The following is a 14,081-nucleotide window of genomic DNA, read 5'->3' as shown; positions in this document are numbered from 1 at the left end:
GGTAATAACAAGATTAATGTATCGTAACAGGGAGAACCGTCAGTGAAACGGCGTATTATAGTGACTTTATTTATAGCTTCTGGCTTCCTTATTGGCTTAGCTATCATGGCAAGCTTTAATGTTGAACGATTAATAAAAGAACTCATTAATCACTATTTAGCCCCTTTTAACGCTCAAATTACTAAGATAGATGTCTCAGCAGAGAGTCTCACTCACTGGTCTATTGAAAACCTCACCATTAATATCAACCAAGATAAATTGACTCTAAATGATATTGATATCCAATTCAAAAAAGAAACGTCGCTTTTTCAACTTTCAAGTAATGATATTCAAAATGTGACCATAAAAAAAATCGACATTGCCCTCACCCTTTTACCACTAATCAAAAAAATGAATGCCTTGATGGACGACAGTAGAACCTCAAATACAAGCCCTAAGGTTCAACCACCCAGCTCTGATCTCGTCGCATTACTCGCAAAGTTCCCTAAGTTCAATATAGAACGCATTAACCTTTCTCTTAAAAAGCTCGATCACCACAAGGCTATTCAACTCGCTACGCTCAAATCTCTGAATTTACATCAAGGACAGTTTTCAACACAGGTACTGATGGACAACCTGCCGACTTGGACACTGTCCGGTCAATTCACCGAAACACAATGGGCATTCTCGAGTCAAATATCATTTACCGCGTTAACACATGGTTTAAAGAGATTGTCACATCAACTAGATGATCCAAGCTTAATACAATCACTTTCTCAATCGCCAACAGTCAATCAACCACACGCAAAAGCCCAGCTCTCGGCACTAAATAACAAAGACATGAGATTATTATCTCATCGATTATCAAAACTTATTGACTCAACATTGCCACAATCAGGCAAGCTTTACAGTCAAATAAAGCTAGGAATAGCGCCCCTCACTCTAGAATCAATGCATCAACTTTGTGGTATACCGCTCTATATTTCTCCCCTTGATGCATTGATAACAACCCAACCGACAAACTCGAATAATCACAATAGTATTCCACTGAACATGGCTGCAATTAAAACAAACAAGCAAGTAAACACTTCGCGTTGTAAGGACTCTCAATTGCAGATAGATATTTTTGGTTCGATTACTCAGCCAACCTTATCAATAAAGCCCATGGTTCTGACTCTCCAGCCCAATAAGGCTCAACTGACGACATTAGCCACTTATTTTCAATTACCTCATCAAGCACAGACCTTGTTAACACAGTTGAGTCAAGCAAATCAAAACAAGCCAACAGGTAACGCTTCCTTCTTGCTCACACTGTCGATTACCGAGCCTTTAACTGTCAATTTTGCCGCTAAAAAACTCACATTACCACGTGGGAATATTCGAATAGACTTGCCGCAAGTAACCGCTCACTTAACATTGCGCGAACTGCACATTCCATATGCCCATTCCGTATCTAATATGACGACAGAATGGACATTTAATGCTCAGCAACATTCTCCCATTACACTTTCACTGCCTGTGCCCATTAAACACAAAATCCATACAGAAAAAAGTTATCATGCCGATAACTCCTCAGTATTCAATATTGAGCAAAAAGACTCACCTTCCAAAAGTCAGCAACATACTCAAACCAATATCACCTTGAATAAACTTAGCCTCTCAACCCAAGGTACTTTTGTTCAACAAAAGAAACAGGAACAACAGCAATTCCAGCTTCGATTTGACGCGCCCATCAAACTCAGTACCGGCGCCATCACACTTGATAATGTCATTGATAATACTGCTCCATTAACTGACTCGCCCAAAAGCAGCGATACCGTCAATACCTTAGATTATTTTCGCAAATTCGATACCGAAAAAAATGACTTAACAATTGAAACAGGTACCCGACTCACTTACCTTCCAAAGCAGTCTATCGCACTCACTGTCCCCCCCACTCACCTTAAGTCATACAAAGTGAATGCCTTATGGCGAAAAAGTGACACAAGTTTAACCGATAAGAGCCTAACAAATAAGGAACATTCAATAACTAAACAATCAAGGAGTCTGAGTCAAAAAAGCGCAATCATTGACTATCAAGCCCGTGTTAAACAATTAGATATAACCTTATCCGATGCCCTATCGCTCACCTATGATTTGCCCTCAATACAGCCTCAATCAGAGACGATTGAACCAACACGTGTCTTACAAACATTCTTGACATCGATTGATCAGCCACAACAGCAAGTAATTACCCTTTATATTGATGATCTAAACATCGATAAAACCAAGCCAGCTTCCACTCCCTTACAGGAAAACCAGCCATCTCTACCACTAAAAAAAGTAGGTACACGACAACAGTTAGCGCATGTTAAAAACCTCTCGTTAAACCAATCCATTACTCTCAATAAACACCTTATCAGCAGCAAAGAAAGCTGGAAAATCAACGAATTTGACTTAAACAGTCGGCATCAGGTGCAACTAAACTCACTCGCCAATATACAATCAATAACAGGCCAGTTGACCTTTACTCGACCACTGAATAAATTAGTCACTTTAATAAAAGAAGCGCAAACGACCCCATTGGATCTATCGCTCACAGGAATGAGTCAATTTGAGCTCAGTTACCAGAAAGGGGAAAAAGCAGTCCCCTGGTTGTTTGAACTCAAGACCCATAGCGATAATATTGCAGGCCAATTTAATGGCCTCCCTTTTGAAGGCGGACAATTACAAGCCCAATGTCATTACCAATTTTCTCAATTGGCTCAAAAGCAAACGAAAACAGTCAAATTGCCACTAAAATGTGACACATTAACCTTATCACTCGAGGCATTTAATCCCGGCATTATCATCACGGATCTCAATATTCAAGCAAGACTCAACCCAATAACGGAACCGAAATTATCAGAGCATATCACTCAACACTCGAGTGCTTGGCAAACATTATGGAAAACGCTAGGGCTCAACCACACACAACTCGAACTCAATCTCAAAGCCAATACATTAAAAGGCACATTAGCTATTCCGGAGTTTCAGCTTAATACAAAGGGCGAAACAACCGCCTACATATTATTACAGGGCGTCAGTCTAAACCAGTTAATGACTCTGCACCCTGTGGAAGGAGTCTATGCTGATGGCCTATTTGATGCGGTATTACCTATCCAGTTTGAATATAATAAACTAACGATCAATAATGGAGAACTTATCGCTCGTCCCCCTGGCGGATTAATTGCCATCAACAATAACCCCAATGTAGAGCAAATGAAAGTATCTCAACCTTACTTAGATTTTGCTTTTTCAGCATTAGAACATCTAGAATACAGTGAATTAACCAGTCACTTAAATATGAAATCGAATGGTGATGCTATTTTAAAAGCACACATAAAAGGAAAAAGTAGAGGTGTTCAACGTCCTATTCACTTTAATTACACCCAAGAAGAAAACCTCTTACAGTTACTCAGAAGTCTACAGCTCAGTGGAAAATTACAAAGTGAGATAGAAAAATCAATTAAGTAAATGAACTTCAAAACATTCGATGAAATACAATACCGATAATATTTCACTCAATCAATAAATATGGTTAAACTTACGCTAGAGTACTCACCAAAAAGCCATTTTATGATGTAAGGAAATTGAATGTTTAACAGGGCGTTACCTCAATATAGATTAACAAGTTTACTGGCCTTGTTTTTAATCAGTGCCTGTACCCCAAAGGTTCAACTCGCACCGCCAGATAAACCGATTGTGATCAACCTAAATGTGAAAATCGAACACGAAATTAAAATCAAAGTAGACAAAGAGCTGGATCAACTCCTCACTAATGATGAATTATTTTAACCCTACAAATGGAGCTCTCATGAAAACGCGCATTTTAACACTGTTAACAGTCTTACTCTTCAGCCTTAATGCCTTTGCCCTATCCTTACAAGATGCAAAAATGCAAGGCAAAGTCGGCGAACAGCAAAACGGCTACCTTGGTGTCGTTAAAACCAGTCCCGAAGTGAATAAGTTAACAAAAAGAGTCAATGATGAACGTCGCAGTTCTTATCAAAGAATAGCTAAAAAGAATGGTATTCCATTAGCAGAAGTGGCTAACCTTGCAGCGAAAAAAGCCATTTCAGCCACGAAGAAAGGTCAATTTTATCAAAACAAAAAAGGCAATTGGGTCAAAAAATAATGCCCTAAAAAGCCATTAGCCTTATTGCTCAATGTGCACTTAATATTTCAATATAGACCAATGCGCTTTCATCATGAAAGTGCATTGATCTTGTACAATTACGACGCTACTTTCCAATCTGATAAATACAAAGATAACCGTTTTGACTTCACTAAATACAGCGTACTCCAAAATAAAAGTAATGCATCTAACCCCATACTCCAACTGTACAAAAAGTGGCTATTGATAACCCGAGAGATGAGTAATCCCCCATCAAGTAATAATAATCCTAACAACAACCACTTGATTTGGCCAAAGGGAATACGAAGCCACTCAGGACTACGCTTACGTTCCGCAATAATAAAAATATAAACAAGCACAGCACCCAGTCCCGCCATTAACGACATGATAAAGTCAGCTTTATGGGGATAAAGTAAACTCACTAACCCAGCCCTATCACTTGCTTGTGTTAATGAAACTATCCAAATGCACCAAGCTCGAGCCAGAAAAATCAACATTCCATAGAGATAAATTGGCGGTTTAACCTGCCCTTTCTCATCAAGCCAGCGAATATGACTAAAGTTCAAACGATCACCTTCCCTCTACCGCTTATCACTGCACCTTAAATACCACAATGCGAGACAAAGCGCTTATTCTTATATTTATAAAGAGATGGTGGTTATTTTTGTTATTTCAATCCCTACCACAAAGTTATGCATTGAAAGTAAGTGAATGGGATCATCTACATCCAAACCACAAACAAACCAAATAACAAATTATTTGAAACAAGTTTAAATCAAAAAGAAAACACAACCCCATATAAAGACACAACAAAACCAATTTAGAGTTAAAACTCAAAATAAAAATAGCGTCAATAGCATTTAATTGTTATCAATTGAATTAGAAAAACCTAATACATAAAACAATAAACCACATTTCCTCAAAGATGATAACTGACAACAATATCGATTCAGGCTGTTAATAAGCCACATCATTGGCCTGAACTGCAATGGAGAAACCATTATATGATCCTAAAAAATGCCGTCTACCTCACATTATGCCTACTCTCTTTTTCAGCTTTTGCCGCTAACAGCACATTATCAAGTTCACAGATCGTTAAATTACAATCTAAAGAAACCTACACTTACTTGAGATGTTGGTACAGACCCAGCGACAGTCATGATGATGTTGCAACGGATTGGGAATGGGGACTAAACGATGACGGTAGCTATTACAAAGTCAAAGGTTATTGGTATTCAAGTCTCTCTTGGAAAAATATGTTTTACACCCAAACGAGTCAGGAGACCTTACTCGAACGCTGCCAAAAAACCTTAAATACCGATTATGCCGCTTCCGATATGACCTTTTTTGCAGCAGACACACGCTTTTCCTATAACCAAACTATTTGGACCAATGATATCAGCAGCGACAATGATGATAAAAGTTTAGTCAATAAAGTCATCAGCTTTGGCGACAGTATTTCTGATACTGGCAATTTATATAATGCCTCCCAGTGGTTATTTCCAAATAATAACTCATGGTTTTTGGGTCACTTTTCAAATGGTGATGTCTGGACAGAATATCTAGCTGAACAAATGGGCTTACCACTTTATAATTGGGCTATTAGTGGTGCAGCGGGTGAAGATCAATACGTTATTTTACCCGGTGTGACCGATCAAATTGACTCATATGTTCAATATATGCAACTCGCTGAAAACTACGATCCTAAAGACAGCCTAGTCACACTTGAATTTGGCCTCAATGATTTTGTCAACTATGATCGCAGCGTGGCAGAAGTCAGTAGTGATTTTACCGAAATCATTGAAAAGCTCATCGACAGCGGCATTACCAACATGGTGGTTTTAAACTTACCCGATGCTAGCCATGCGCCACAATTTAAATATGCCAGTGCAGCAGAAGCCATTAAAGTGAAAGATAAAATATCTGAATATAATGCTTTTATCAAAAACCAAGTCGCGAATTATCAAGCTCAAGGATATAACTTTGTTTTATATGATACTTACACATTATTTAATAATGTGATTGATTCTCCAGAAAGTTATGGACTAAAAAATGTCACCGATTCATGCTTAGATATAAACCGCAGTGCCTCAAGTGACTATTTGCAGACACATCCGCTACGATCAGATTGTACCGTTAATGGCTCTGATTCGTATTTATTTTGGGGGATCACCCACCCAACAACCCAAGCTCACCATATTATTGCTGAACAAATAGTGAATAACGCACTGTCAAGTTTTACCTTTAAAAATCAAATCAATTAATTTTAATAAAAACCAATCTGATCTTGATCAGATTGGTTTGACTCATTAATACATACTCACTTGCCATGAACTAGAACTGTAATAATCACTATTGCAATCGGGTAAATTCCCGGCGCTACCAGCTGAAGCAATATAAGACGGGGTGCCTGATATGGCATAAATATCTCCACTGCTAATAGTAAACCGAATGGTTCCTCGGCATTCATACTGATAAGACCCATATTCAAAAATAATCATTGCAGAACTTGTATTTGAATCAACATCAGCATATATCGTTCCAGAACTTCCCGCTCCAATGCTACTTGGAAAAGAACAATCCATTCCAATACAAGAAAAACTACCACGACTCACCCTCTTATCGGTACCATTATAAATACGAATTTGATAATCAGCGGCTTGCACCATAAAAGAAAATAAGCAGGTCAATAATATCCCTAAATATTTAAACATAATAAAATCCTTTTATTTATATAAACATTCTCAATTATTTTTCATCACGACACAGCGTTAAATCACGCAACTTTTACAGAAAGTTTATTATCATCTAAGATAACAATAATTGAAACCACCTAAAAGTGTACGATTAACAATCGTAATACTGACGTCAAACAATGCTTTCTTACCATGAGGAAATGAATCAAATTTATGGCCTATAGTCCCACTTCTGTTACTCAAGGACGCCCCGCATTACTGGGATTATCGTCACTGTTGTTTACTTGGCTATTATCCCTTTGTTTCTACTTTCATCAGTATATGTTTCGAATTATTCCCAGTATTGCCCTCCCCGCCATGAATGACAAAGAGATCGTGCACTTATCATCGGTAGAATATAATATTGTCTTGTTTATTTTTTGGATTGCTTTTGTCGGGTTTCAACCCTTTGCGGGATTGATCATTAATCGCTTGTCTTACCTTCTCACCTTAGTCACTGTATTAACATTACATATCTTGGCCATTTTACTCCTTGCCAGCTCATCAGTATTTTATATCATCGCCTTTGCCTTATTGCTTATGGGCATAGCATCAAGCTTTTCCCTCGTATTAAGCTTATTTGTCGCTAAAAAATGCTTTAAGCCCACCTTTTACCCACTGGCATCGGGTTTCATTTTTAGCCTTGGCGGCGCTGCAGCCATTCTTGCAAGCCTGCTTTTCACACCACTTGCAACCAATGTTGGGCCAACCTATGCGTTAAAGCTCTTTACTATTATCCCAAGCATTCTTGTGATTATTATGTTGGTGTTGTTGATCATACAAGTCAAACAAGGCAATCCACTGACCTACCCCTGCATCTTACATCAGCATGAAGCATTAACAAGTCAGCTAAAAAATCATACTCATCCCAATCTCAGCAGATCCTATGCTTATGTGCTATTTCACGGCCTGCCTATGGTGTCATTTTACTCTTCTTGGCTATTGCCTTTCATGTCAGATAAACTCGGTGCAAGTAGCCTATATGCAAAATCATCCACTGCAGCCGTTTTTGTTGGGTATATCATTGGCTCCCCCTTTGCGGGCTGGCTCACGAAAACTTTCTATCATATGCGATCAATCATACTCACCTATATCAGTGGAATAGGATTAGTGATCAGTCTCCTTGTCATTTATTTCCCCATTAATGATGTATTAACGCTTTTATTGCTATGCTTACTCGGTATTGTGAGTGGTTTTATCGTCACCGCTGTGTCTATTACAGCCGATCTTGCGCCTACAACGAAGCAATCCTATGCATTAAGTATAAACTGTGTATGTTCAAATCTAGGAGGCGCACTCGCTCTACTTGTGATAGCAGGCCTATTTAAATGGTTTGATATGCCAAGCCTTTATCCCGACTTAAAAGAATTTCACATCATGTTATTCTTAATTCCTGTCAGTTACGCCATCGCCATGATGATTGGTTTTTCAATGATAAAAAATGAGCGACTCTCAATCAATGAATCGCCCTCAATCAATTGAGGGCTTTTTTATTCACTCAACCTTTATTGAGGGTAGACTTTTTCACCGGCGACATAAGTCGCAACCACATTACGATCATCACCAAGTAACATTAACGCAAAGAGCTTCTCTTCTAATGTATTGGTCTCTTGATAGCGCAATTTTTGAAAATCGGTCGCCGCCCAATCAAGCACAACAAAGTCCGCTTCTTTACGACGGCTAAAGTTGCCAATTTTGTCCTCTAGGCTCAATGCTTCAGCGCTTCCTAATGTGGCTAAATACAAGCCTTTAAATGCTGACATTTTCTTAGACTGTAATTGCATAATGCCATAAGCCTCACTCAAAGAGCGAAGCTGAGAGAAGCTGGTTCCCGCGCCGACGTCAGTACCCAAGCCGACTCTCACATGATGTTCTTCCGCTTCTCCTAACTTAAATAAGCCACTGCCAAGGAACATATTAGAGGTCGGGCAAAATGAAATCACAGAGTCAGTACGTTCAAATTCATCCCATTCTTCATCGGTTAAATGAATACTGTGAGCAAAAACAGATTTATCACCCGCTAAACCATAATGCTGATAAACATCGAAGTACCCGTCTCTAGCTGGAAATAGCTCATTCACCCAAGCAATTTCATTCGTATTTTCAGATAAATGCGTATGTACATAAACATCAGGATATTCAGCTTTCAATCGACCAGCAGCCGTTAACTGCTCAGGTGTTGAGGTAGGCGCAAAACGCGGGGTAATAGCGTATTGTAAACGTCCTTTATTATGCCATTTTTCGATAAGCGCCTTACTCTGTTCATAGCTAGAATCGGCGGTATCCAATAAATAACTCGGCGCATTTCTGTCCATCATCACTTTACCAGCAATCAAGCGCATATTTAACTTCTCTGTTTCCTCAAATAATGCATCAACCGATTGCGGGTGAACCGTGCCAAAGACGAGTGCACTGGTTGTGCCATTTTTCACCAACTCATTTAAGAATAGCTTCGACACTTTTGTAGCATGTGCCTTGTCCTCAAATTGCCTTTCTGTCGGAAAAGTATACGTCTCTAACCACTCCAATAATTGCTCTCCATAAGAGGCTATCATTTGTGTTTGTGGGTAATGCACGTGGGTATCAATAAAACCGGGCATGATCAACTTACCACTGTAATCTTCGATACGTGAAAAGCGCTGAGAGTGACGTTGGCGATAAGGCTTCACATCCACAACTTTACCATTTCTGACCACCAATAAACCATCTTCAATATATTCATAGCTGTTTTCCACTTCCGCTGTTTGTGCAGGATCACTTAAAAAATGCAAAATACTGCCTCTAACACCATAGGTTTCAGCGAAAGATTGACCCGCAAACAAAGAGGCAACAAGCAGTGCCGCACATTGAGTACGAAATAACATAATACAACTCCTAGATAACACAAAATAACCATTTCTATTCGTCTTTCGGAGTATTCCACTATTATCACTCCGCACTTGAGTTAGGTAAGAGCAAAACAGGCAATATCGAAAAGCGCGACAAGGATACATATGTAAAAAAAATTTAAATGAGACTTTGATATAGAAATGAATAAAGTAATAAAAAGTAGACGAACCTTCACACTGCTTTTAGCCAATAGAAGCTAGCAATTGTTACCTTAATTCATTACACCATAAAAAGTAGATACATTTGTAACAATATAGTTATTATCACTTAAAGTGTGTGACTGCAGTCAAACTAATAGACATTGCCTTCTTTTATACCCACTTTTAAGAAGCAACATAAAAGAAGACATTTATAAAATGTCATATCACTCAACCCTCTTACCTCAGCATTGTGTTTGTTATCGCTAAAGCCCGAGACATTTAAGGATCTTGAGAAAAATAACCCCCTTGATTAATCATTATTTGACGTTTACTCTTTCACTAACAGACGCTCTGCTACCAACAAAGGATCTTTATCCTAATGTATCACCTTTTAGCCAGCCCAGAAGCTTGGGTAGCGTTAGCCACATTAACCGCTCTAGAAATTGTGCTTGGGATCGATAATATTATTTTTATCGGTATTTTGGTGGGACGACTTCCTGTCCATCAACGGAATATTGCTCGTAATATCGGCTTATTACTGGCAATGTGCACACGGTTATTATTACTGTTTTCTTTAGCCGCCATCGCTTCACTAACCACACCTTGGTTCAGTATTTTTGAACATGGCATTTCAGGAAGAGACATCATCCTCATTGGCGGAGGTATGTTTTTAATGGCGAAATCGACTCATGAAATTCATAATAGCTTTAATGAACATGGCGAGATGACAACCACTCGGATTGCCTCGAGTATGGGATTGGTCTTATTACAAATTGCCGCGCTCGATGCCATTTTTTCCTTTGATTCTGTGCTCACCGCTATTGGACTGGTTCAAGATCTTTCTATTATGGCGACCGCCATTATTCTCACTGTCATTGTGATGTTATTTGCAGCTAAAAGGATCAATGAATTCGTAGATGCCAATCCCACGTTGAAAATGTTAGCCTTATCTTTTCTGATATTAATTGGATTGACTCTCATGCTTGAAGGGGTCGATATTCATGTTCCTAAACCTTATATTTACTTTGCCATGGCTTTTTCTGTTACCGTTGAAATGCTAAATATTCGTTTACGTAAAAATAAAGTTAAAAAACATAAACTAGAGGGCATTGACAACAAAAAAACAGGGAAATGATCCTTCATTAGACACGGGTATCAACAGTCACAGTTGCAGACAAACCGCTGGCTAAATGTTGAATGTGATCAAAAGCAATCCGTACAGGAAGACGCTGCACCACCTTAGTAAAATTCCCCGTTGCATTATCCACAGGCAATAAAGCAAAGGTTGAGCCTGTTGCGGGGGAAACACTGCTCACTTTCCCATAAAAGGTTTGATCAGGATAGGCATCGAGGTTTATTTTCACATTTTGACCCACTTTCATATGCGCTCGCTGGGTTTCTTTAAAATTGGCCACAATCCAAACGGGTTTAGCTGAAACAATGCTCGCAATCGTTTCCCCTGATTGAACCATAGTACCTACTTGCTCACTGCGATCACTTATCACACCATCAATCGGGGACATAATACGAGTGTAACTGAGATCTAACTTGGCCTGTGCTAAATTAGCCTTCGCTTCAGATAAACTGGCTTGAGATTGTTTCACATTGCTCGCCAAGACTTTCAATTGATCTTGCTGGGTTTTTAAACTTTGACTATCTTTTCGATATTGGATTTTGGCTTGGGTATATTTAAGTTCCTCATTATCGACATCCCCTTGCGCGACAAAGTGTTTTTTCAATAACGCCATATAGCGTTGATATTGTTGCTTAGTATAACCTTCATTTGCTAAGTCTAACTTTGTTTGTGATTGAAACTCTGCCACTTTGCTAAGCTGCATTTGGTACTCAGCTTTCGCATTGTCAATTTCTGACAACACTTGTTCTACATTGGCTTGCATTCTTTGCAAAGTCACTTTTTGATCGCTATCATCCAGCACTAATAACAATTGGCCTTTCTTCACAACTTGATTATCATGAATATACGACACCATCACCACCCCAGATGTTCTGGCACTTAACTTAGTGATATCGTTTGTCACATAAGCATTGTCCGTTGTTTGAAAATAGCGGCCATAACTCAACCAATAACTTCCACCAATCACCATTAATCCCGCTAACACAAAGAGTGATATTTTTTTTACATTTTTTTTCATAATATTACCCACTTCGATCATTCTCCCCCACATAATGATTTGCTGACAGCTCCTTGTCAGCAGTGCTCCCCATTACATTTTGACCAATTGCTTTCCCCTATTTAGCCCCTCAAATAAATCCGCAAAGGCTTGAGGTGCTTGGATAAGTCCATGATGAACAGTTTCTCGATATTTAATTTGTCCTGATTCAACGGCATTCAATAACCAAGGATCAGATTCTGGGTAATCTTTAAGCCATTGTGTCACCAGAAAGAATTGTGCATGAGGCGCACTCGGTAATGATTGGAAAAATTGCTCTGGCCCCCCGGCTTGTACATTCGCTTTATTGTATTTTGAAATGTTCCCGCAAACCGGAACACGCGCACCTTCATTGAGTAACTGAGCAACAAAAGTAGACACCTTGCCTCCCACGTTTTCAAAATACACATCAACGCCATCAAGACAGGCTTGACGCAACTGCACTTTAAAATCTTTCGCTTTATAGTCAACACAAGCATCAAAGCCTAATTCGTCAAGCACATAACGACATTTCTCCTCCCCTCCGGCAATACCGACCACATGTGCGCCAGCCATTTTCGCAATTTGTCCAGCCACTGAGCCCACCGCACCCGATGCGGCCGAAATCACAACCGTTTCCCCTTTCTGAGGTTTTGCTATTCGGTTCATGCCAAAATAAGCCGCCCTTCCTGCTGTGCCAAGGGGGCCTAAAAAGACCGATTTAGGTAATGAGGTTTCAGGCAAAGGTAAAATAATCGTGTTTTTACCATTCGTCACAAAATAACGCTGCCAAGCTGACAATAGAAAGACCCATTGCCCCGCTTTCACTTGAGGATTTTTAGACTCATGCACAAATCCAACCGCTTCACCTTGGATCACCTCGCCAAGATGAATGGGATTCACCATAGATACATCTTTATTGAGCCTAGGACGAACATAAGGATCAATAGATAACCAATGATTTTCTATTAATACTTCTCCTTCTTTAAGTGTTTGCAGTGGTTGCTCTTCAATACGAAAATCACTGAGTTCAACCACCCCTTCAGGATGTTTGGCTAGGACAACAGATTGATTCATTGTTTGCTTCATATTCGTATACCTGTTTAATATTAATAAAAGAACAACACACCTTACAGAGCACGCTGCCATCGCTTCTTAGGCCATTTCACGCTGAACGCTATCAAGGCCACCGTGTAAGGCCAACTAAATAAAAAAACAATCATATCTAGGCTCTTATTGCCTTCTTGAGCCCAGATCAGTACCACAAGCAATTTAATGGCTTGGGCGATGATCCACACCATTGACACTTCATGCCACACCCTGTGATATAAAGCTGTCTCGCTAATGGGTAAGGTTTTAAGATACGGTAACCCTGATTCTGCTAATCCCTTGATCATTGGACGATTCACTAATGAATAAGCGCTCAAGATCACCAACATACTCACCGCACTGCTCACCGATAAAAAGACACTTTCTTGTGTTATACCAAACGGAGTAAACCCTTTAGAAAACGCATAATGGCACCCACCAGAAAAAAGCAGTAATAGCACCACAGACAGCGTGTTTTCCCCCTTTCGAATGAGCGCAACGCAAACACCATATATGGCTGTAGAAATCACCGCCCAGCCGGCACCAAAACACCAAAACATTACGGTATAAAGAATGATAGGTACCATGATGTTTTCTAATGCACTTCGACTTGACAGGTAGCGCAAAAACATATTCTGCTTCACTTCATTATTCATAACAGCTAACCCTCTATGTGACGAAATAAGACAAAACAATTAAACATCTCTGCTCCCTCGTAACAGCTAACCCTTTATGTCAATATGATGAGTGACATGAGTGACGATGACGAAACAATCTAATGTCTCAATTGATCCATAACAGCTCATAACAGCTAACCCTCTATGTGACGAGATAAGACAAAACAATTAAACATCTCTGCTCCCTCGTAACAGCTAACCCTCTATGTGACGAAATAAGACAAAACAATTAAACATCTCTGCTCCCCCGTAACAGCTAACCCTTT

12 protein-coding genes are annotated in these 14,081 nt (G+C 39.4%); 6 read left to right on the top strand and 6 right to left on the bottom strand.

The features are described 5' to 3' along the window. The first annotated feature begins 42 nt into the window (after window positions 1-42). The 3 genes from Q0779_RS16245 (at window position 43) to Q0779_RS16235 (ending at window position 4,135) form a co-directional block, all read left to right on the top strand. The gene (locus Q0779_RS16245) at window positions 43-3,474 is read left to right on the top strand and encodes a YdbH domain-containing protein (RefSeq protein WP_298774107.1); all 3,432 of its coding nucleotides are present in this window, start codon (window positions 43-45) and stop codon (window positions 3,472-3,474) included. 120 nt (window positions 3,475-3,594) lie between these two features. Beyond that, the gene (locus Q0779_RS16240; protein WP_298774105.1) at window positions 3,595-3,795 is read left to right on the top strand and encodes a YnbE family lipoprotein; all 201 of its coding nucleotides are present in this window, start codon (window positions 3,595-3,597) and stop codon (window positions 3,793-3,795) included. Between the two features lie 19 nt (window positions 3,796-3,814). After that, the gene (locus tag Q0779_RS16235; RefSeq protein WP_298774103.1) at window positions 3,815-4,135 is read left to right on the top strand and encodes a YdbL family protein; all 321 of its coding nucleotides are present in this window, start codon (window positions 3,815-3,817) and stop codon (window positions 4,133-4,135) included. A gap of 98 nt (window positions 4,136-4,233) precedes the next feature. Here Q0779_RS16235 and Q0779_RS16230 read toward each other — a convergent pair whose 3' ends face one another. Beyond that, window positions 4,234-4,701 carry a DUF2919 domain-containing protein gene (locus Q0779_RS16230; RefSeq protein ID WP_298774101.1) on the bottom strand — a complete coding sequence of 156 codons (468 nt, stop codon included), beginning with the start codon at window positions 4,699-4,701 and terminating at the stop codon, window positions 4,234-4,236. A gap of 438 nt (window positions 4,702-5,139) precedes the next feature. On the opposite strand from Q0779_RS16230, the gene Q0779_RS16225 reads away from it, so the two are divergent. After that, the gene (locus tag Q0779_RS16225) at window positions 5,140-6,399 is read left to right on the top strand and encodes an SGNH/GDSL hydrolase family protein (RefSeq protein ID WP_298774099.1); all 1,260 of its coding nucleotides are present in this window, start codon (window positions 5,140-5,142) and stop codon (window positions 6,397-6,399) included. Window positions 6,400-6,444: 45 nt separating this feature from the next. Here the strand turns inward: Q0779_RS16225 and Q0779_RS16220 are convergent, their stop codons facing one another. Next, the gene (locus Q0779_RS16220) at window positions 6,445-6,849 is read right to left on the bottom strand and encodes a hypothetical protein (RefSeq protein ID WP_298774098.1); all 405 of its coding nucleotides are present in this window, start codon (window positions 6,847-6,849) and stop codon (window positions 6,445-6,447) included. 195 nt (window positions 6,850-7,044) lie between these two features. Between Q0779_RS16220 and Q0779_RS16215 the strand changes: the two genes are divergently transcribed. Beyond that, complete coding sequence (locus Q0779_RS16215) at window positions 7,045-8,352, top strand: MFS transporter (RefSeq protein WP_298774097.1); 1,308 nt, start codon at window positions 7,045-7,047, stop codon at window positions 8,350-8,352. Window positions 8,353-8,375: 23 nt separating this feature from the next. On the opposite strand, the gene guaD is transcribed toward Q0779_RS16215, so the two are convergent. Further along, window positions 8,376-9,734: a guanine deaminase gene (gene guaD, locus Q0779_RS16210; protein ID WP_298774095.1), complete on the bottom strand. Its 1,359-nt coding sequence runs from the start codon at window positions 9,732-9,734 to the stop codon at window positions 8,376-8,378. 544 nt (window positions 9,735-10,278) lie between these two features. Here guaD and Q0779_RS16205 point away from each other — a divergent pair. Then, window positions 10,279-11,034 (top strand): TerC family protein, encoded by a 756-nt coding sequence (locus tag Q0779_RS16205; RefSeq protein WP_298774094.1) that lies wholly within the window; start codon window positions 10,279-10,281, stop codon window positions 11,032-11,034. Window positions 11,035-11,041: 7 nt separating this feature from the next. On the opposite strand, the gene Q0779_RS16200 is transcribed toward Q0779_RS16205, so the two are convergent. From Q0779_RS16200 to Q0779_RS16190, 3 genes are all read right to left on the bottom strand, one after another. Next, window positions 11,042-12,052: an HlyD family secretion protein gene (locus Q0779_RS16200; RefSeq protein ID WP_298774092.1), complete on the bottom strand. Its 1,011-nt coding sequence runs from the start codon at window positions 12,050-12,052 to the stop codon at window positions 11,042-11,044. Between the two features lie 72 nt (window positions 12,053-12,124). Next, a complete protein-coding gene (locus Q0779_RS16195) occupies window positions 12,125-13,138 on the bottom strand; it encodes an NADP-dependent oxidoreductase (RefSeq protein ID WP_298774090.1) in 1,014 nt (337 codons plus the stop codon). A gap of 41 nt (window positions 13,139-13,179) precedes the next feature. Then, window positions 13,180-13,794, bottom strand: coding sequence for a hypothetical protein (locus Q0779_RS16190; protein ID WP_298774087.1), 615 nt, complete (start codon window positions 13,792-13,794; stop codon window positions 13,180-13,182). Window positions 13,795-14,081: the final 287 nt, after the last annotated feature.

The organism is uncultured Shewanella sp. (assembly GCF_947491715.1).
Taxonomy (GTDB): Bacteria; Pseudomonadota; Gammaproteobacteria; order Enterobacterales; family Shewanellaceae; genus Shewanella.
The sequence above is the reverse complement of the archived record's forward strand: the minus strand, read 5'-3'. Positions and strand labels throughout refer to the sequence as shown.